The following is a 19,396-nucleotide window of genomic DNA, read 5'->3' as shown; positions in this document are numbered from 1 at the left end:
GATTCTTAGTGAGTATTCGACCTCTTTTCGCGGCGATGGCCGTTCTGGCTCTGGCCGGTTGCGCCAGTGATCCGGCACCCAACGAACAAATGCGCCTCACCGAGCAGGCCATCACCCAGGCCAAGGCTGTCGGTGCCACCGCTGATGATGTGCCGGAAATGAAACTGGCCGAAACCAAATACGATCGAGCCAAGGGCAACATGGCCGACGAGTCCTACCGCAATGCGCGGATGCGTGCCGAACAGGCCGAACTGGATGCGCGTCTGGCCGAAGCCAAAGTGCTGACGCAAAAAAGTGAAGAACAGGTGAATGTGCTCAACACCCGCATCGTCCGTCTGCGCAAGCAACTGGGGGATGCCCAATGAGCCTCAAGTCGAAAGTCCTTGGCGGTCTGATTCTCGCCGGTTGCGCCAGTCTTTACGGCTGCGCCGGTCAACACAGCGAAACGGCATTGCAAGAAGCGGGCGCTGACTTTCAGAAAGTCAAAGAAGACTCGAACGTGCTGCGCATCGCGCCGAAAGACGTGATCCGCGCCGGGGAATCCCTGGCCCGCGCCGATCGCCTGTCGACCTATTGGGGCAGCGGTTCGGACGTGGTGCATTACGCCTACCTGAGCCAGCGCTACAGCGAAATCGCCCGCGAGCACACCAATCAGGTGCTCAACGAAGAACGCATCGCCAAGCTCGAACTCGAACGTCAGCGCCTGCAACTGGCCCTGCGCGAATCGAAACTGCTCAGCGTGCAGCAGCAAGGCAAATGGCTCGAAGAGCAGATCGTTGCACTGGCCACCACGCAGACCGACCGTGGTCTGGTGATGACCCTCGGCGACGTGCTGTTCGACACTGGCGAAGCGGAGCTGAAAAACTCGGCCAACCGTGTCGTACTGAAAATCGTCCAGTTCCTGCAACTGAACCCGAAACGCGTAGTGCGCATCGAGGGTTACACCGACAGCACTGGCGGCAAGCAGGAAAACCTCAAGCTGTCCCGCGACCGCGCGCAAGCGGTGGCTGACGTGCTGATGGATCTCGGTATCGAGGACAAACGCATTCAGGTCGAAGGCTACGGCGACGAATACCCGGTGGACGTCAACGCTTCCGAGCGTGGGCGCGCACAGAACCGTCGCGTGGAAATTGTCTTCTCCGACGAAAAAGGCCAGCTCGGCGCCGCCCGCTAAGCAACGCAAAACCCTGTAGGAGCTGCCGAAGGCTGCGATCTTTTGACTTTTCTTTTTGAACATCAAAAGATCGCAGCCTGCGGCAGCTCCTACAAAAGCCCGGCCTGTCATGCAGCGCCGGGCTTTTTTACGTCTGTCGATTGGCTCGCAAATCGGTACAGTCGGGGGCAGACACTGCACTGTATGGTCGAGTATTGTGGCAACTGTCCCCGTACACTTCTAAACTGTTCCGGTATTGTTTCACACAAGAATAAAATGCCCGTGAAATCGAGTGCTGCGTCATGACCAATCTCTTGCTCTACCAACGTATTGCTCAACAACTGGCCGAAGATATCCGTCGTGGTGTCTATCAACCGGGGGAGCGCGTGCCTTCGGTGCGCAAGATGAGTTCGCAGCTCAACGTCAGCCATGCCACGGTGTTGCAGGCGTACGCCAATCTCGAAGATCAGGGGCTGATTCGCGCCCGCCCGCAGTCCGGTTATTACGTCCACCAGACCCCCGCACTGACTGCGCCAACGCCGGACATTGCACGGGTTGAGCGTCCCGGTCTGGTGACGCGCAGCAGCATCATTCAACAGGTTTTGGTCGAGTCGCGCCGCGAAGGTGTGTTCCCGTTGGGTGCCGCCGTGCCGAGCGTCGATTATTTGCCGGTGCGCGCGCTGCATCAGCAACTGGCGAAAGTCACCCGATTCCACAGCCCGCGCGCGTTCAGTTACATGTTCAGCCCCGGTTTCGAACCGTTGCGCCGGCAAGTGGCAATTCGCATGCGCGACGCCGGTGTCGTCGTCGATCCGTCAGAAGTGGTGATCACCCACGGTTGTGTCGATGCCTTGCAGATGTCGCTGCGCGTGCTGACCCGCCCGGGTGATCTGATCGCCGCTGAGTCGCCGACTTATTACGGCTTGCTGCAACTGGCTGATCTGCTTGGCTTGAAAGTCATCGAAATCCCGAGTGATCCAGCCACCGGCATGAGCCTGGAGGCCCTGCAACTGGCGGCCAACCAATGGTCGATCAAAGCGCTGGTGCTGACCACGCGCCTGAGCAATCCGTTGGGCGGCACCATGCCCGAAGAGCGCCAGAAACAGTTGCTGCGACTGGCCTCGGATTTCGATATCCAGATCGTCGAAGACGACATCTATGGCGAGTTGATGTTCGAGCAGGGCAAGACCAAAGCGCTCAAGGCTTATGATCGACTGGATCGGGTTATTTACTGCTCGAGTTTTTCCAAGACCTTGTCGCCCGGCGTGCGTATCGGCTGGATGATTCCCGGCAAGTATCAGCAGGAAATCCAGCGTCTGCAGACCTTCAGCACCCATTCAGCGTGCAGCGTCACGCAGATGGCGATTGCTGCGTATCTGGAAAACGGCGGCTATGACCGGCATTTGCGCTACATCCGTCAGGAGTACCGCAAGAATCTCAGCGCTTTCCAGTTGGCGGTGCAGCAGTATTTCCCCGAAGGCACGCAAATGACCCGGCCCACCGGCGGTTTCATTCTCTGGGTGAGCTTGCCAGGGAGGGTGAATACGCAGGACTTGCACGTGCGCGCCTTGCAGCAGGGCATCAGTATCGCGCCGGGGCTGATCTTCAGTAATACCGAGCAGTTCAACCACTGTATCCGCCTGAATTGCGGGATTCCGTGGAACCGCGAGGCGGAGCGGGCGTTGATGACTCTAGGCTTGCTGGCAACGCAACTGTGTCAGGAAACGGCGGGCGGTTTCTGAACGAACGGCGCGTCATGCTTGTCATGTGACGTGCAACAGGCCAGCATATGGCCCTCTGCCGTTAATGTCGTTGGAGTTCATGAAAGCGATTTTTCCTGCCGCCTGGGTTGTGCTTTGCCTGCTGATGATCGGCCATGTGCCCGATGTCATGGCGTCTGGCCCGGAAAAACCGGCAGCGACCACGCCGGCGAAAAAAGCGCCGGCAGTGAAGAAGGCCGCAGCTGCGAAACCAGCCCAGCAGAAAATCGTGAAGAAACGCCCACCTGTGGCTTCCAAATCGAAGTCCGCCCGTGAAGTGGCGAAAACCCCGCTGCCGTCGACCAAACTCGATCTGAGCCTGCCCAAAGACATGGTTCAAGAGTTGAAGCCTAAGGGCACCGTCGAGATGCCCAAGCGCGAGCCGATCCTGCCGCAGATGTTCGGCGAGAAAAACACCGGGTTCCAGCTCAATGGCCGTCTGCTCAGCAACGAAATGCAGTTGCAGCTGCGCAACGAAGAGCGTCGGGAAGTGGAAGGCGCGGCGCTCGATTTCGAATTCAAGCAATAAACAGCACGTTGCTGTGACCCGCAGACCAGACGCTTTGTCGGAGACTGGTCAGTCACATTCAGTAATCGCTAAAAACCCCGGTTCAGGCAATTTAAAACAGCCGTTTTAGCGGTTACTCTGTTCCGCGTCCCTTTTACACATCGCCCGTCGCGAGGAAATGTTCGTCATGAAATGCCGTGAAGGCTGTGGCGCTTGCTGCATCGCCCCCTCCATCAGTTCGCCGATTCCCGGCATGCCTGATGGCAAACCTGCCGGCGAACGTTGCGTGCAACTCTCGGTCGAAAACCTGTGCAATATTTTCGGCCGCCCCGAGCGCCCGGCAGTCTGTTCCGGCTTCTCGGCCGACATCGAAGTCTGCGGCAGCAGCTCGGAAGAAGCGATCAGGCTGATCGGCTGGTGGGAACAAATGACGGCGGCGTGATGTGTCAAACGAACGGAACTTCAACAATAAGGAATAAGACTATGGGTTCGCTGCATCGTATCGCTGTGTTGTGTGGTTTGACCGCTGTGCTGGCCACCTCGGTTGCCCAGGCGGAAGACTGGAAAGTCGCCAAGAACGAAGACGGCATCAAAGTCTCCCTGAGCGAAGTGCCGGGTTCGGACTACAAGTCCTATCAGGGCGTCGCGCTGATGAAGACCACCGTCGCCAAACTGCGCGCGCTGCAGGAAGACGTGTCCGGCGCCTGCGCCTGGATTCACGAGTGCAAGACCCAGAAATTGCTCAAGCACGAAGGCGATCAGAGCTGGACTTACACCCAGTTCAACACGCCTTGGCCGGTCACCCCGCGTGACTCGGTGCTGAAAGTCACCACCGTTGAAGGCGCCGACGGCAGCCTGACCCGTAACCTGGAAGGCCTGCCGAAGTACATTCCCGAAGAAAAAGGCTTCGTTCGTGTTGAACAGGTCAAAGGCTTCTGGAAGTTCGTACCAAAAGGTGATCAGGTTGAAGTGACCTATCAGGTTCACACTGAGCCAGGCGGCAGCGTGCCGGCGATGGTTGCCAACAAGTTCGTGGTCGACGCACCGTTCAATACCCTCAAAGCTCTGAAAGAACGCGCCGAGAAGTAATCAGCCCGCTCTACACAAAACGCCCCGACCGATTCGGGGCGTTTTGTTTTGTATCTATATTGTGTTTCCAGATATGCGTTGCACGAAATTTTCACAAAGTGTTCCAGACAATTCGCCCGCGCTGTTTGCACGTTGCCGCTGTCTGCTGCCGCTTGAAATGAAACTGTCTGGCGGCGGGGCAGTAATCAATGGCAATGGTGCGAACGATCGTGCAACATTTGCGCACCGCGCACGCCCCGGGGCCTGGAATGGCCAATAGAGGGCAGGGCGCCGCTGTATTTTTGCAACTTCAACTAATGGGTCCTAAAACGACATGGCAAACCCGGACGCCCTGAATCAGCAGCGATCTTCTGCTCGCCTGCTGCAACCGACCGTCAAATCGCATCTGGCCTACACGCTGCTTTGTGCGCTGGTCATGATGGTGATGTTTTCCGTGCTGCGCCTCGCGCTGCTGGTCTACAACCGCGAGATGATCCTCGATACCCCCGCTTCGACGTTCCTCGAAGCTTTCGCCAACGGCCTGCGTTTCGACCTGCGCCTGGTGGTTTACCTGTGCATTCCGCTGGTACTGGCGCTGTTCAGCGCACGGGCCATGGCAGCACGCGGTTTCTTCCGTCTGTGGCTGACCATCGCTTCGAGCATCGCGCTGTTCCTCGGCCTGATGGAGATGGACTTCTACCGTGAGTTCCACCAGCGCCTTAACGGTCTGGTGTTCCAGTACGTGAAAGAAGATCCGAAAACCGTGATGAGCATGCTCTGGTACGGTTTCCCGGTGGTGCGTTATCTGCTGGCGTGGGTCGTCGGTACGGTGATTCTGACCCTGGCGTTCAAAGGCGCTGATCGTGCAACGCGTCCGCGCGGGCCGTTCAGCGGCGGTACCGTCAGCAGCCGTCAGGTGGCGCCGTGGTACACCCGCGCTGCGGTATTCGTGGTGTGCCTGTTGATCTGCGTGGTTGCCGCGCGTGGCACCCTGCGTCAGGGCCCGCCAATGCGTTGGGGTGATGTCTACACCACCGATTCCAACTTCGCCAACCAGCTCGGCCTCAACGGTACGCTGTCGCTGATCGCCGCTGCGAAAGACCGCATGGGCGAAGACCGCGACAACATCTGGAAAGCCACGCTGCCGCAAGAAGAAGCGCAGAAAGTGGTGCGCGAGATGTTGGTGATGCCGGACGACAAACTGGTCGATGCCGACATCGCTGCCGTGCGTCGTGATTACACGCCGCCGGCCGACAAGACCCTGCCGATCAAGAACGTTGTCGTGATCCTGATGGAAAGCATGGCCGGTCACTCGGTCGGTGCATTGGGCGCGCCGGGCAACATCACGCCGTACCTCGACAAACTGTCGAAGGAAGGCCTGCTGTTCGACCGTTTCTTCTCCAACGGCACGCACACCCACCAGGGTATGTTCGCGACCATGGCCTGCTTCCCGAACCTGCCGGGTTTCGAATACCTGATGCAGACCCCGGAAGGCAGTCACAAACTGTCCGGCCTGCCGCAGTTGCTCAGCCACCGTGACTACGACGACGTCTATGTCTACAACGGTGACTTCGCCTGGGACAACCAGTCGGGTTTCTTCAGCAACCAGGGCATGACCAACTTCGTTGGCCGTAACGATTTCGTCGATCCGGTGTTCTCCGATCCAACGTGGGGCGTGTCCGACCAGGACATGTTCGATCGCGGTCTGGTCGAATTGAAGGCGCGTGAAAACGGCAAGCCGTTCTATGCGTTGCTGCAAACCCTGTCCAACCACACGCCATACGCCTTGCCGTCGCCATTGCCGGTCGAGCGCGTCACCGATCGTGGCAGCCTCAACGAACACTTGACCGCCATGCGTTACTCCGACTGGGCATTGGGTCAGTTCTTCGAGAAGGCGCGCAAAGAGCCGTACTTCAAGGAAACCCTGTTCGTCATCGTCGGTGACCACGGTTTCGGCAATGAGCGTCAGATCACCGAAATGGATCTGGGCCGCTTCAACGTGCCGATGCTGATGATCGCGCCGGGCATCCAGGAGAAGTTCGGCACCCGTGACCACACCGTGGGCACGCAGATCGACATCGTACCGACCATCATGGGTCGCCTCGGTGGCGAAGTGCGTCACCAGTGCTGGGGCCGTGACCTGCTCAACCTGCCGGAAGGCGACACCGGTTTCGGTGTGATCAAACCGTCGGGCAGCGAGCAGACTACTGCCATCGTCACCGCAGACCAGATTCTGGTACTGCCGAAAGACAAGGACATGTCGGCGAAGGTCTATCAGTACCAACTGGGCGCCACCCCAAGTGCCGAGGTTATTCCGGATGCACCACGCGCTGCCGAGTTGAAACACAAACTCGAAGCGTTCCTGCAAACGGCGACCAAGAGCCTGATGGACAACACCGCCGGTGTGATTAACGGCAAGCCGGACTAAGCGCTGTAAAGTAAAAGTCCGCGCAATAAAAAAGAGGCCCTGAAAAGGGCCTCTTTTTTTTGCCGGCTAGAGGGTTATATCCGACCCAGTAGCAACAGCACCAACAGCACGACCAGCACCACACCGATGATGCCCGACGGACCATAACCCCAACTTCTGGAGTGCGGGAAGACCGGCAGACCACCGATCAGCAACAGGATCAGGATAATGATAAGAATTGTGCCCATGTCGATTTCCTTGTTGAGAGAGTTCGAGAAGTCTTGGTGTTCAAGGGGCGACTGGAGACTAAGTAATTCCAGACGGCTTACAAAATCCGACTGGTGCGAATGAAAGAAAATTCAATGTTTTTTTAATGTATTTGGATTAGTGGCTTATTTCCTTTGACGCAAAAAGATCGCAGCCTCGTTTCACTCGACAGCTCCTACACAAATCCATGTAGGAGCTGCCGAAGGCTGCGATCTTTTGACCTTGTATTCAGCAACTTGATGGAGCGTGGGCGCACACACAACCTTCGCTACACTCCGCGCATCTTCCCCAGAACAACAAGGCTGTCTGCTATGCAAAATCGCATGATGATCACTGGCGCGGGCTCAGGCCTGGGTCGCGAAATCGCGCTGCGCTGGGCGCGTGAAGGCTGGCAACTGGCCTTGTCCGACGTCAGCGAACCCGGCCTGCAGGAAACCCTGAAAATGGTGCGCGAGGCGGGCGGCGACGGCTTCATCCAGCGCTGCGATGTGCGTGATTACAGCCAACTCACAGCCTTCGCACAGGCTTGCGAAGAAAAACTTGGCGGCATCGACATCATCGTTAATAACGCCGGCGTCGCGTCAGGCGGTTTCTTCAGCGAACTGTCGCTGGAAGACTGGGACTGGCAGATCGCGATCAACCTGATGGGTGTGGTCAAGGGCTGCAAAGCGTTCCTGCCGCTGCTCGAACAAAGCAAAGGCAAGATCATCAACATTGCCTCGATGGCCGCGCTGATGCAGGGCCCGGCAATGAGCAACTACAACGTCGCCAAGGCTGGTGTCGTGGCGCTTTCGGAAAGTCTGTTGATTGAACTGGCGCAACAGGAAGTCGGCGTGCATGTGGTCTGTCCATCGTTCTTTCAGACCAACTTGCTTGATTCTTTCCGTGGCCCGACCCCGGCAATGAAGGCGGCGGTCGGCAAGTTGCTAGAGAGTTCGCCGATTACCGCCGCGGACATTGCCGATTACATTTACCAGCAAGTCGCTGCCGGCGAATTCATGATCCTGCCTCACGAACAAGGGCGCATGGCGTGGGCGATCAAGCAGAAAAACCCGCAACTGCTCTACAACGAAATGACCTCGATGGCGGAGAAAATGCGCGCCAAGGCCAAACAGAACAACGGCTGACCTTGCCCGTAGCGGATTGCGTCGTTAGGGTGGCCGCAATGGTCACCCTGTCGAGACGCGTCAATGCTCAATTACTTGTGGTTCTTCCTCGCGGCGCTGTTTGAAATCGCCGGTTGCTACGCTTTCTTCATGTGGCTGCGTCAGGGCAAAAGTGCGTTGTGGGTGATCCCGGCGTTGCTCAGCCTGACGTTGTTCGCATTGTTGTTGACCCGTGTTGAAGCCAACTATGCCGGTCGCGCCTACGCCGCTTATGGCGGGATCTACATCGTCGCGTCGATTGGCTGGCTGATGGTGGTCGAGCGCGTGCGCCCGTTGGGTTCGGACTGGATCGGCGTGGCGCTGTGCGTGATCGGCGCCAGCGTGATTCTGTTCGGGCCGCGGTTTTCGGCTGCCTGAATCATCGATTTGTCGGAAGCGTCTGACAGCCAAGGGCTTGCCAAGCTGTAGGGCAAGACTGAATTGCCGGCCACACATTGTGGCGCGCCGGCAAGCCGCGCATCTTCAGGGTTTGCCACCCCCTGAAGGACGAACCTCATGCTTGTACTCAGCCGTGTTGTCGGTGAGTTGATTTCCATCGGCGACGATATTTCCCTGCGCGTGCTGTCCGTCAACGGCTCCAGCGTGCGCTTTGGCGTCGAAGCGCCGAAGAAGGTCAATGTGCACCGCGCCGAGGTCTATGAACGAATCCAGCGCAAGCAGGCCCGCGAAGGGGCCCGCTGAGGATTTCAGTCGAATAGATGCTTGGGCACATCGTGCTTGAGCATCAACTGGCACTGCTCGCTTTCCGGGTCGAAGACGATCAACGCCTGGCCTTTGGTCAGCGCCTGACGCACGCGCAGCACGCGGGTTTCCAGCGGCGTGTCATCGCCGTTGTCGGTGCCGTCGCGGGTGACGAAATCTTCGATGAGGCGGGTGAGGGTGTCGACTTCAAGAGCGTCGTAAGGGATGAGCATGGGCACCTCGGCTGAATCAATGTCGGGATGCTACGGCGATTGCCGGTTGGCTGCCAGTTTTGTGTAGTCAGTACCGGCCTCATCGCGAGCAAGCTCAGCTCCTACAGGAAACGCGGTCAACTGTAGGAGCCGAGCTTGCTCGCGAAGGCGGCCTAATGGTCACATTAATTGTCGGAACGCTGCCCCACCAGGCTATCCACCGGCGGCACCCGCGTTTCGCTCTCCATCTGCGTGTCATGTTCAATCTGATGACTGAAGCGATCCAGCGAAGCATTCGCCGGCGCCGCATCACTGGCAAACACCGGCGGGCTCAAAATGTACGCGCCCAACAATCGGCTCAGCGCGGCCAGACTGTCGATGTGCGTACGCTCATAACCATGGGTCGCATCGCAACCAAACGCCAGCAGCGCGGTACGAATATCGTGCCCGGCCGTCACCGCCGAATGCGCATCGCTGAAGTAATAACGGAACAGATCACGGCGCACCGGCAGCTCGTTTTCAGCGGCCAGCCGCAGCAAATGCCGCGACAGATGATAGTCATACGGCCCGCCGGAATCCTGCATCGCCACACTCACTGCGTGTTCGCTGGAATGCTGTCCCGGCGCGACCGGCGCAATGTCGATGCCGACAAATTCACTGACGTCCCACGGCAATGCCGCCGCCGCGCCACTGCCGGTTTCTTCGGTGATGGTGAACAGCGGATGGCAATCGATCATCAGTTCCTGACCGCTGTCGACGATGGCTTTCAGCGACGCCAGAAGCGCAGCAACGCCAGCCTTGTCATCGAGGTGACGGGCGCTGATGTGGCCACTTTCGGTGAACTCCGGCAGCGGGTCAAACGCCACCACGTCGCCGACGCTGATACCCAGCGAATCGCAATCGGCCTTGGTCGCGCAGTAGGCGTCCAGACGCAATTCGACGTGATCCCAACTGATCGGCATCTCATCCACCGCGGTGTTGAACGCATGCCCGGACGCCATCAACGGCAACACGCTGCCGCGAATCACGCCGTTGTCGGTGAACAGGCTGACACGGCTGCCCTCGGCAAAACGGCTCGACCAGCAACCAACCGGGGCGAGGGTCAGACGACCGTTGTCTTTCACCGCGCGGACGGCGGCGCCGATGGTGTCGAGGTGCGCCGAAACCGCGCGGTCAGGGCTGTTTTTCTTGCCCTTGAGCGTGGCGCGAATGGTGCCGCGTCGGGTCATTTCGAACGGGATGCCGAGTTCTTCAAGGCGCTCGGCGACGTAACGCACGATGGTGTCGGTGAAGCCGGTCGGGCTGGGAATGGCGAGCATTTCCAGGAGGACTTTTTGCAGGTAGTTGAGATCCGGTTCGGGGATTTGTGGGGTCATGGAAACTCCTGATGGGTTGAGCACTGATCGTTCCCACGCTCTGCGTGGGAATGCAGCCCGGGACGCTCTGCGTCCCAAATGGACGCGGAGCGTCCGGTGAGGCGTTCCCACGCAGAGCGTGGGAACGATCAGGAAGGGGTTATATGGCCGGCTGACTGTGCGGAAACAACAAATCAACAAACCGCTCAGCCGTCGGCTGCGGTTCATGATTGGCCAACCCGGCGCGCTCGTTGGCCTCGATAAACACGTACTCCGGCTGATCCGCCGCCGGCACCATCAAATCGAGGCCAACCATGGGAATGTCCAGCGCCCGCGCCGCACGCACCGCCGCGTCGACCAGCGTCGGATGCAGAATCGCCGTCACATCCTCCAGCGTGCCACCGGTGTGCAGATTCGCGGTACGGCGCACAAACAAATGCTCACCCGCCGGCAGAATGCTGCTGTAGTCATACCCGGCCGCATGCAAGGTGCGCTGGGTTTCGTGATCCAGCGGAATTTTGCTCTCGCCACTGGTGGCCGCTTGCCGGCGTCGACTTTGCGCCTCAATCAACGCGCCAATCGAATGCTGACCATCGCCAACCACTTCCGCCGGCTTACGAATCGCTGCTGCGACCACTTCAAAACCGATCACCAGAATTCGCAGATCAAGGCCTTCGTGGAAGCTCTCCAACAGCACTCGGCTATCAAATTGTTTCGCCGCTTCGATGGCCTGCTGCAGCTCTTCGATGTTCTGCAGATCCACGGCCACGCCTTGACCCTGTTCACCGTCGAGCGGCTTGACCACCACCCGTTGATGCTCATCGAGAAAGGCCAGATTGTCGTCGGCATTGCCCGCCAGTTGCTGCGACGGCAGATTCAGACCGGCCGCTTTCAGTACTTTGTGCGTCAGGCTTTTGTCCTGACACAGGCTCATGCTGATCGCGCTGGTCAGGTCGCTCAGCGATTCACGGCAACGCACGCGACGGCCGCCATGGCTGAGCGTAAACAACCCGGCGTCGGCGTCGTCGACCTGCACGTCAATGCCGCGCCGATGCGCCTCTTCAACGATGATCCGCGCATACGGATTGAACTGCGCTTCCGGGCCCGGGCCAAGAAACAGCGGCTGATTGATGCCGTTTTTGCGCTTGATCGCGAAGGTCGACAGGTTGCGAAAACCGAGCTTGGCGTAGAGGTTTTTCGCCTGACGGTTGTCGTGCAACACCGACAGATCGAGATAGCTCAACCCGCGACTCATAAAATGCTCGACCAGATGACGCACCAGCACTTCGCCGACACCCGGCCGCGAGCACTGCGGATCAACCGCCAGGCACCACAGGCTGCTGCCGTTTTCCGGGTCGTTGAACGCTTTGTGATGATTAAGGCCCATGACGCTGCCGATCACCGCGCCGCTGTCCTCATCCTCGGCCAGCCAATACACCGGGCCGCCCTGATGGTGCGGGGTGAGCAGGGTGGAGTCGATCGGCAACATGCCGCGCGCCTGATACAACAGATTGATCGCCTGCCAGTCCGCCTCGTTCTGCGCGCGGCGAATGCGGAAGCCGCGAAACACGCGGGTGGCCTGACGGTAATCGCTGAACCACAAACGCAACGTGTCGGACGGATCGAGAAACAGCTGCGTCGGTTCCAGCCCGAGAATCTGCTGCGGCGCAGCCACGTACAGCGCGATATCGCGTTCGCCGGGCTGCTCGTTGAGCAGTTCCTGCGCCAGTGAAGCCGGGTCAGGAAAGGTGTGGCCGATCAGCAACCGGCCCCAACCGCAATGCACCGCGATCGGCTCGGCGGCCAGCGCGCTGCCGTCTTCAGCCAAACGTGCCTGCAATCGTTCATAGGACGGAGTCTGACCGCGAATCAGGCGCTGATTGATGGCCGTGGCATGGGGTTTCATCGATCAGATTCCTTGTTCACTGAGCCACAGGTTCAGGGCCGCCAGTTGCCACAGTTTCGAACCGCGCAACGGCGTCAATTGGCCTTGCGGATCAGTCAGCAGTTTGTCGAGCATGGCCGGGTTGAACAGGCCGCGATCCTGACTCGGATCGAGCAGCAGTTCGCGCACCCAGTTCAGTGTGTCGCCTTGCAAATGCTTGAGGCCAGGCACCGGGAAGTAGCCTTTTTTACGGTCGATCACTTCACTTGGAATGACTCGGCGCGCGGCTTCTTTCAACACTTGCTTGCCACCATCCGGCAGCTTGAATTTGCCGGGCACACGGGCCGACAGTTCAACCAGTCGGTAGTCGAGAAACGGCGTACGCGCTTCCAGGCCCCAGGCCATGGTCATGTTGTCGACACGTTTGACCGGGTCATCGACCAGCATCACCGTGCTGTCCAGACGCAGCGCTTTGTCCACAGCGGCATCTGCGCCGGGCTGTGCGAAATGTTCCTTTACGAAGTCGCCGGCAGCGTCATTCGCGGTCAGCCATTTCGGTTGTACGGTGGCGGCGTAGTCGTCATAACCGCGGTCGAAAAACGCGTTGCGATACGCCGCGTACGGGTCGGCCGCGCCATCGACTTGCGGGTACCAGTGATAACCGGCGAACAACTCATCCGCGCCCTGGCCGCTCTGTACCACCTTGCAGTGCTTGGCCACTTCGCGCGACAGCAGATAGAACGCGATGCAGTCGTGGCTAACCATTGGTTCGCTCATCGCGCGGAACGCGGCGGGCAGTTGCTCGATGATTTCTTTTTCGTCGATGCGCAGCTGATGGTGCTGAGTGCCGTAGTGTTTGGCGATCAGATCCGAATACTGGAACTCGTCACCGCGCTCGCCGCCGGCATCCTGAAAACCGATGGAAAAGGTCGACAGATTCTCCACGCCGACTTCACGCAACAGACCGACCAACATGCTCGAATCGACACCGCCGGACAGCAGCACGCCGACATCGACGGCGGCACGTTGACGAATCGCCACCGCTTCGCGAGTGCTGTCCAGCACGCGGTCGACCCAGTCTTCCAGCGTCAGATTTTTCTCGTCGTCGTGTGGGCCGTAAGGCAGTGTCCACCAGGTTTTCTGCTCGGTGGTGCCATCGGCTTCAACGCGCATCCAGCTCGCTGGCGGCAGCTTTTCGATGCCAGCCAGCAAGGTGCGCGGCGCAGGCACCACGGCGTGAAAATTCAGGTAGTGATTGAGCGCCACCGGATCGAGGATCGGGTTGATGTCGCCGCCCTTGAGCAGCGCCGGCAGGGCCGAGGCGAAACGCAAACGCTGACCGGTACGCGACAGGTACAGCGGCTTCACGCCGAGACGGTCACGGGCGATAAACAGACGCTTGGCATCGCGCTCCCAAATGGCAAAGGCGAACATGCCATTGAGTTTAGGCAGCAGCGCTTCGCCCCAGGCGTGATAGCCCTTGAGCAGCACTTCGGTGTCACCGCCGGAATAGAAGGCATAACCCAGCGCTTCGAGCTCAGCGCGCAATTCCGGGAAGTTATAGATCGCGCCGTTGAAGGCCAGCGACAGGCCGAGTTGACTGTCGACCATCGGCTGCGCCGAACCGTCCGACAAGTCCATGATTTTCAGGCGACGATGGCCAAGGGCAATCGGCCCTTGAGCATGAAAGCCCCACGCGTCAGGGCCGCGAGGCGCCAGGTGATGGGTGATTCGCTCGATGGCTGCAAGGTCTGCAGGTTGTTGATCAAAACGTAACTCGCCAGCTAATCCGCACATAAAGTCCTTACCGGTTTTTCCGTTGGGGAGGGTATTTCTTCAGCGGCCGACATGGCCGGTACTCAGAAACTGACCCGGTGCGGTTGTGGGAGTTTTAGAACGATGAGTTATAAGCGCGTGTATCCGACAGCGCGTAATGACCAAGCAGCGCCGCACCACTTAACAAATGATCGAATTCAAATGGCGGTATATAGATATTTTATCGGTGCAAAAAACTGTTGAATAACCCCGGTTTCAGCCGTTTTTTTAGGTTTTTTATTTTTCCTCGGTGTTGATATGGTCGTCGTTCGAACCCGCAATAAAGGACTATTGCAGATGCCGACCACAGAAATAAAAACGCAGTCTCAAGATCTGACTTTGAACACGTTGCTCGACGCCACTGGCGATCTGGACAGCGCCGAAGCCTTGCAAAAAAACCTGCCCGCTTTTTTGCTGAAATGTTCAGCCAGCCAACTCGCGGCGATTGATCGAACCACTCGAGAGTTGCATGCCGTTCAACTGACAGTCGAAAAGGAGCTGGCCACGCTCAAGCCGTTGCACTCCTTTTGTATCGATGAACTGAACGTTGCGCTGCGCCAGAAATGGCCGGTGGATTTCGACGTAGAAAAGGATTTTCTGAGCCTGCCCGGTGCCGATTGCGGCTGCGAGCCGATATCGACAGATGAAAACGGCGTAAAAACCTTTCCGGCGGCCACGCAGACGTTGCTACAGGCCGCCATGCAGAATTTCACCGAAGAGGAAGCCGCCGGCGGTTTTCCCGTCGGCAGTCAGGTCGTCGTACAAAGCACTCCGGGCGGCGTAAGCGGTTTGACTGTGGCAGCCTTTGCCGGGCTATGCCGTGAGCTGGATCTTGGTAAACGCTATCAGGCGCATTTTCAGCAGGTTTTCGGGCCTTTGGAGGGTGACGACAAGGCCGTGGTGCGCAACGCCATGGTTCACGACATAGCGAACATGAAAAAGCTGTCGTTGCAATTGGACACCCAACTCGCCGCCATCAAAAATCACATCACCCCTGCCGGTTTGCAGACTGTGCAACGGCTTATTGATGCCGAGGGTGTGGTGTCGGCGGCAACGCTGCTCTACAAAAAACAGACACTGACGATGCAAGGCCTGGAGATTTTCGACAGCTGCGTCTGGGGTGTCGTGGTGTTTTGCGCCCATTCGTTCGAATCGCATCCTCAGGAACCGTGCCTGGTGTATATGGCGGGAGAGCCCGAGCGCGCGTTGTACGAGTACCCGAGCTTCAATGCGTTCAAACAGTACCTGACGCAAAAGTTGAAGGATCGGCGCTACAAGGATTACTTCGCCAACAGCATTGATGAAGATGACAAGGCAGATTTTTTCAAGGCTGTAGCCGATTCCGCTGAGTTGGGATCCATCAAGTCGTTGCCGATCACGGTGCCGCTGTTCGAGTTCATGGTGCAAAGTCACGTAGGCAAAATGCAGGTTGATGCACGCAAACTGGCGGTGCCGACCGCCGACATTGATGACGATGCACGCCGCAAACGTCTGCTGGATTTTCTCCAGCTCGGTGTCACCGTCGCCTCCGTAGCAGGATTTTTTGTACCGGTGCTTGGCCAACTGATGATGGGCGTTGCGGTAGGGCAATTGCTTGGCGAGGTGTATGAAGGCATCGAGGACTGGCAGCGGGGCGACCAGCAGGAAGCGCTGTCACACCTGCTCAGCGTGGCGGAAAATATTGCACTGATGGGCGTGTTCGCGGGTGGCCAGAAAGTCGTTGGCACGCTCGGACGCCATCTGGTGCGTTCACATCCGGCGTTCTTCGGCCAGTTCACCGCGATTTACAATCAGGCCGGCAAACCACGCCTGTGGAAACCTGATTTAAGCCCTTACGAGCATGACCTTCCGCGCGGATTCACGCTGGCTGAAGGAACCGAAGAACTGCATCAGATCGGCAGCACGGAGTACGGCCGCGTCGGGCACCGGATCCTTGCGGGCACTTTCGATTCGACATCGCGTACCTGGCGCCTGCAACACCCTGGACGCCCTGAAGCGTTCTCCCCTGTACTTGAACGTCACGTCGAAGGTGGCTGGCGCACTCCGGCCGAAGACACAGAACAGTGGCGCAGCGCGGCGTATACCCTCAAACGCATCGATCCACAGCTGTGTGATTTTACCGATGCCGAACTGGACATGATGCGCAGGATCAGCGGCGACCGCTACGAAGCGTTGCAGCGTGCCTTGCACGACAATCTGCCGCTGTCATCCCGGCTGCGCGACAGCGTGGAGCGACTGCGTACGGAGCGACGGTTACGCGTGCTCATCGCCGAGCTTGAGCGGGGCGAAACCCACTCAGGGCAACCTGTGCATGAACAGTTGCGTGCGTTGTCGAAGCTGCCCGGCTGGCCCACAGACCGTTACATCGCGGTCACCGATGCCGCGGGCGAAGTCACCGCAACCTATCCTCTCACTGCGGTGCGCGACGATCGTCTCAGTGTGGTGATCACTGAAGACCAATTGGCCGAAGGTCAATTGCTGCAAACGGTGATCGATGGTTTGTATCAGAAGGAAGTCGATGCCTTGCTGGGGGGCAATCCCGGTCGTCAGAACGAGCGCGAGATTCTCGCCAAAAAACTCGGCTCACGCCTCAAGGCTGATCGTCCGGCGGTGTTCCAGCGAATGTATGAACGCTACGACCGGATCGAGGCTGACGATGTGCAGAAGCTGCGCAATACGTTCGTCGAGCTGCCGGCGCGCCATGCGCAGCGTCTTATCGATCAGGCGCCGAGCGTCGAGCGTCTGCACCTGCGTTCTACCGGTCGAGTGCCTGTCGGTCTGGCGCAGAAGGTCAGGGCCGCGACCCATCAGGTACGTGTTGATCGTGCGCTGATCGGGCTTCATTTGCCGGCAATGGCCAACCCGGACACTGAAAAACTGGCCATACAGTTACTGCCCCGTCTGAGCGGCTGGGATGCACAACTGCGGCTTGAGGTACGAGAAAAAACCCTGAAAGGGCCTTTGCTGGAAGCGATTGGTGTCGCGCCGGCGACGCCCTTGAACACCCGCACTTTGGTTAAATCCAATGGCGGGTATGAGGTGTTTGATGGCGACAGCAAATCGCTGGGACGGGTTGAGGCGGGGGCTGACGAGCGCTATCAAGCCATTCTCAAGGCGCTGACTCCTGCGCAACGTGCCGCCGCCGGTTTCCCCGATCCGGTGCCTGCTGATGGGGCTCGACTACGCAACAAGCTGCTTGAAACTGCACTGGACGAGCGCGAGGTGACTGCGCGGATGTTGATCTCCGGCAAGTCTGAGCCGGTTGTTTTCGAGCCGGCTTGTGTGCAGGCCGATCAGGTGATGGCGACGACTCATCCGCGAGCATTGCTGCGCAAAGTCTTGAGGCTTTTCCCCAGCTACACCGAGACCCAGGCCAGCCAATTGATCGATCAGTTGGGCAACGACCCGCTGACCCGGGCAACCGGTGTTAAAGCGTTGCGTGAGGATCTGCGCAGCCTGCGCGACGCACTGGAACTCTGGAGCGAGGATGAGCCCGCGATAAGGGCGCTCGGCGGGGATGGGCAAGAGGTGCGTCATAGTCGCAAAGCCACCGCTGAACTGATTGAGGACAGTTTTCGGCGACTCTTATGGGTCAGAGACGCCAATGGCCAACCCGTTTGTACCTTGAATCTGGACGGCATGCGAGTCGGCAAACTGCCCACCCTGCCACCTGGTCTGAAGTTCGACCACATCAAACGATTGTCGTTGAGGAACATGGAGCAAGGCGACGATATCGCGTATTTCCTTCGCTCGTTCAAGCAAGTTGAAACGCTGGAGCTTGATCGCAATAAGCTCACTCGGCTGCCGGAAATTCTGTCGTTCATGCCTGATCTTGGTCGGTTGAGCCTGGCGGGTAACCAGATCAGGCTGACCGAGCAGACGCTGTTGAAGCTGAGCCAGTTGCGTACGCTTCACAGTTTGAATCTGAGCGGCAATCCGCTGGGGGCAACCCCGGATGTCAGTCATATGTTGAAATTGCGCTCTCTGGCACTGCGCGAGACCGGTGCTACGGAATTGCCCAAAGGTCTGGCACGCTTGCCGGATCCGGACTGGGTGGATTTGCGCAACAACGAAATAAAGGTATTGCCGGATTGGCTCTTCACAACCCCGCGCCGTTTCAGTGAGGCACTTAACCTGCGATTCAATCCATTGTCCGACGTCAGCAGCACGTACCTGTCGAATTACCGGGAAAACATCGGCGTCGGCATGGGCTATCTGGATAACGATAATGCCCGCCTCGACGAAAACCAGGCGCGATCGCTCTGGTTCACTGACGGCGCGGGGGAGGACTGGAATCGTCGTAACCGAATCTGGACGGCATTCAAGGATGATCCGAGGGCCGAAGGATTATTCCATCTGCTGGCGGAACTCAGTCATACCGCCGATTCCGAGAAAGCGACCAAAGACATGCATCGGCGGGTTTGGGCAGTACTCGAGGCGGCGGAGCAGCGAGCGCCGTTGTACGAACAGATTCTCGATCTGGCGGCCAATCCGATCAACTGTACGGACAGTGCAGCGATAAACTTCAGTCATCTGGAAATCGCCGTTGAAGTCGACAGGGTGATCAGCCCTGCTGAAGGTCGGGTAAATGGTGCCAAACCCCTGATCAAACTCGGCCGTGGTCTGTTCCGTCTGGATCAGTTGAACCAGATCGCTCAAGAACATGCCGACAAGAATCCGACCGCCGATCCTTTGGAGGTCAACCTCGCGTATCGCACCGGTCTCGCCGATGACCTGGATCTGCCGGGGCAGCCGCGGTTCATGCGTTATGCATTACTGGGCGGTGTGACCCGTGCTGATCTGGACATTGCGAAGAACAGGATCATTACGGCTGAAGCTTCAGCGCAGTGGGTGACGTTCCTGCAACGCCAGTCATTCTGGTGCGATTACCTCAAACGCACGTTCAGTCGCCAGTTCTCCAACATTGACGAGACGTTTTCACCGCAGCTGGATGCCGTATTTGAACAGGCGAGCACACTCAGTTCCGCCGATTATCTCAGTCAGATGGATGCGATCAGGTTCCAGCGCGAGCTGGCTGAGGAAGCTGTGCTGACACGCCTGACCGACGATGCGATACGTTTGGTTAATCTGGGGATCTGCGCCTTGCCCCAAGGGTAAT

Annotated in this window: 16 protein-coding genes; 11 read left to right on the top strand and 5 right to left on the bottom strand. The window is 58.5% G+C overall.

Going from position 1 to position 19,396, the window contains the following annotated elements; genetic code table 11:
* Nucleotides 1-8: 8 nt before the first annotated feature.
* From AD669_RS18965 to AD669_RS18935, 7 genes are all read left to right on the top strand, one after another.
* Complete coding sequence (locus AD669_RS18965; RefSeq protein ID WP_172680141.1) at nt 9-365, top strand: DUF4398 domain-containing protein; 357 nt, start codon at nt 9-11, stop codon at nt 363-365.
* A complete protein-coding gene (locus tag AD669_RS18960) occupies nt 362-1,174 on the top strand; it encodes an OmpA family protein (protein WP_053122522.1) in 813 nt (270 codons plus the stop codon). Before AD669_RS18965 ends, AD669_RS18960 begins: the two co-directional genes overlap by 4 nt.
* Nucleotides 1,175-1,455: 281 nt before the next feature.
* Nucleotides 1,456-2,895: a PLP-dependent aminotransferase family protein gene (locus AD669_RS18955; RefSeq protein ID WP_053122520.1), complete on the top strand. Its 1,440-nt coding sequence runs from the start codon at nt 1,456-1,458 to the stop codon at nt 2,893-2,895.
* A 79-nt stretch (nt 2,896-2,974) separates the two neighbouring features.
* Nucleotides 2,975-3,442, top strand: coding sequence for a hypothetical protein (locus AD669_RS18950; RefSeq protein ID WP_053122518.1), 468 nt, complete (start codon nt 2,975-2,977; stop codon nt 3,440-3,442).
* Between the two features lie 166 nt (nt 3,443-3,608).
* Nucleotides 3,609-3,863, top strand: a complete 255-nt coding sequence (locus tag AD669_RS18945; protein ID WP_053122516.1) for a YkgJ family cysteine cluster protein — start codon at nt 3,609-3,611, stop codon at nt 3,861-3,863.
* Between the two features lie 41 nt (nt 3,864-3,904).
* Complete coding sequence (locus AD669_RS18940) at nt 3,905-4,510, top strand: START domain-containing protein (RefSeq protein ID WP_053122514.1); 606 nt, start codon at nt 3,905-3,907, stop codon at nt 4,508-4,510.
* Between the two features lie 313 nt (nt 4,511-4,823).
* Nucleotides 4,824-6,917 (top strand): LTA synthase family protein, encoded by a 2,094-nt coding sequence (locus AD669_RS18935; protein WP_053122512.1) that lies wholly within the window; start codon nt 4,824-4,826, stop codon nt 6,915-6,917.
* Between the two features lie 74 nt (nt 6,918-6,991).
* On the opposite strand, the gene AD669_RS28205 is transcribed toward AD669_RS18935, so the two are convergent.
* Complete coding sequence (locus AD669_RS28205; RefSeq protein WP_169432680.1) at nt 6,992-7,150, bottom strand: DUF3309 family protein; 159 nt, start codon at nt 7,148-7,150, stop codon at nt 6,992-6,994.
* A gap of 324 nt (nt 7,151-7,474) precedes the next feature.
* Between AD669_RS28205 and AD669_RS18930 the strand changes: the two genes are divergently transcribed.
* The 3 genes from AD669_RS18930 (at nt 7,475) to csrA (ending at nt 9,010) form a co-directional block, all read left to right on the top strand.
* Nucleotides 7,475-8,290: an SDR family oxidoreductase gene (locus AD669_RS18930; RefSeq protein WP_053122510.1), complete on the top strand. Its 816-nt coding sequence runs from the start codon at nt 7,475-7,477 to the stop codon at nt 8,288-8,290.
* Nucleotides 8,291-8,353: 63 nt separating this feature from the next.
* Entirely contained in the window at nt 8,354-8,686 is a 333-nt protein-coding gene (locus tag AD669_RS18925) for a YnfA family protein (RefSeq protein ID WP_053122508.1), read from the top strand.
* Between the two features lie 138 nt (nt 8,687-8,824).
* The gene (csrA, locus tag AD669_RS18920; protein WP_053122506.1) at nt 8,825-9,010 is read left to right on the top strand and encodes a carbon storage regulator CsrA; all 186 of its coding nucleotides are present in this window, start codon (nt 8,825-8,827) and stop codon (nt 9,008-9,010) included.
* Between the two features lie 5 nt (nt 9,011-9,015).
* Here csrA and AD669_RS18915 read toward each other — a convergent pair whose 3' ends face one another.
* The 4 genes from AD669_RS18915 to AD669_RS18900 form a co-directional block, all read right to left on the bottom strand.
* A complete protein-coding gene (locus AD669_RS18915) occupies nt 9,016-9,243 on the bottom strand; it encodes a YheU family protein (RefSeq protein WP_003192759.1) in 228 nt (75 codons plus the stop codon).
* Between the two features lie 164 nt (nt 9,244-9,407).
* Nucleotides 9,408-10,598 carry an osmoprotectant NAGGN system M42 family peptidase gene (locus tag AD669_RS18910; protein WP_053122504.1) on the bottom strand — a complete coding sequence of 397 codons (1,191 nt, stop codon included), beginning with the start codon at nt 10,596-10,598 and terminating at the stop codon, nt 9,408-9,410.
* 139 nt (nt 10,599-10,737) lie between these two features.
* The gene (ngg, locus tag AD669_RS18905; RefSeq protein ID WP_053122502.1) at nt 10,738-12,483 is read right to left on the bottom strand and encodes an N-acetylglutaminylglutamine synthetase; all 1,746 of its coding nucleotides are present in this window, start codon (nt 12,481-12,483) and stop codon (nt 10,738-10,740) included.
* A 3-nt stretch (nt 12,484-12,486) separates the two neighbouring features.
* Complete coding sequence (locus AD669_RS18900; RefSeq protein WP_053122500.1) at nt 12,487-14,259, bottom strand: N-acetylglutaminylglutamine amidotransferase; 1,773 nt, start codon at nt 14,257-14,259, stop codon at nt 12,487-12,489.
* 315 nt (nt 14,260-14,574) lie between these two features.
* Here AD669_RS18900 and AD669_RS18895 point away from each other — a divergent pair, with 315 nt between their 5' ends.
* The gene (locus AD669_RS18895) at nt 14,575-19,395 is read left to right on the top strand and encodes an NEL-type E3 ubiquitin ligase domain-containing protein (protein WP_053122498.1); all 4,821 of its coding nucleotides are present in this window, start codon (nt 14,575-14,577) and stop codon (nt 19,393-19,395) included.
* Nucleotide 19,396: the final 1 nt, after the last annotated feature.

It is taken from the genome of Pseudomonas sp. P1.31 (assembly GCF_001269815.1).
Classification (GTDB): Bacteria; Pseudomonadota; Gammaproteobacteria; order Pseudomonadales; family Pseudomonadaceae; genus Aquipseudomonas; species Aquipseudomonas rustica.
The sequence above is the reverse complement of the archived record's forward strand: the minus strand, read 5'-3'. Positions and strand labels throughout refer to the sequence as shown.

Coding starts and splice junctions, on each gene's coding strand:
- AD669_RS18960 (WP_053122522.1), top strand. CDS start 362: ATGAGCCTCAAGTCGAAAGTCCTTGGCGGTCTGATTCTCGCCGGTTGC.
- AD669_RS18955 (WP_053122520.1), top strand. CDS start 1,456: ATGACCAATCTCTTGCTCTACCAACGTATTGCTCAACAACTGGCCGAA.
- AD669_RS18950 (WP_053122518.1), top strand. CDS start 2,975: ATGAAAGCGATTTTTCCTGCCGCCTGGGTTGTGCTTTGCCTGCTGATG.
- AD669_RS18945 (WP_053122516.1), top strand. CDS start 3,609: ATGAAATGCCGTGAAGGCTGTGGCGCTTGCTGCATCGCCCCCTCCATC.
- AD669_RS18940 (WP_053122514.1), top strand. CDS start 3,905: ATGGGTTCGCTGCATCGTATCGCTGTGTTGTGTGGTTTGACCGCTGTG.
- AD669_RS18935 (WP_053122512.1), top strand. CDS start 4,824: ATGGCAAACCCGGACGCCCTGAATCAGCAGCGATCTTCTGCTCGCCTG.
- AD669_RS18930 (WP_053122510.1), top strand. CDS start 7,475: ATGCAAAATCGCATGATGATCACTGGCGCGGGCTCAGGCCTGGGTCGC.
- AD669_RS18925 (WP_053122508.1), top strand. CDS start 8,354: ATGCTCAATTACTTGTGGTTCTTCCTCGCGGCGCTGTTTGAAATCGCC.
- csrA (WP_053122506.1), top strand. CDS start 8,825: ATGCTTGTACTCAGCCGTGTTGTCGGTGAGTTGATTTCCATCGGCGAC.
- AD669_RS18915 (WP_003192759.1), bottom strand. CDS start 9,243: ATGCTCATCCCTTACGACGCTCTTGAAGTCGACACCCTCACCCGCCTC.
- AD669_RS18910 (WP_053122504.1), bottom strand. CDS start 10,598: ATGACCCCACAAATCCCCGAACCGGATCTCAACTACCTGCAAAAAGTC.
- ngg (WP_053122502.1), bottom strand. CDS start 12,483: ATGAAACCCCATGCCACGGCCATCAATCAGCGCCTGATTCGCGGTCAG.
- AD669_RS18900 (WP_053122500.1), bottom strand. CDS start 14,259: ATGTGCGGATTAGCTGGCGAGTTACGTTTTGATCAACAACCTGCAGAC.
- AD669_RS18895 (WP_053122498.1), top strand. CDS start 14,575: ATGCCGACCACAGAAATAAAAACGCAGTCTCAAGATCTGACTTTGAAC.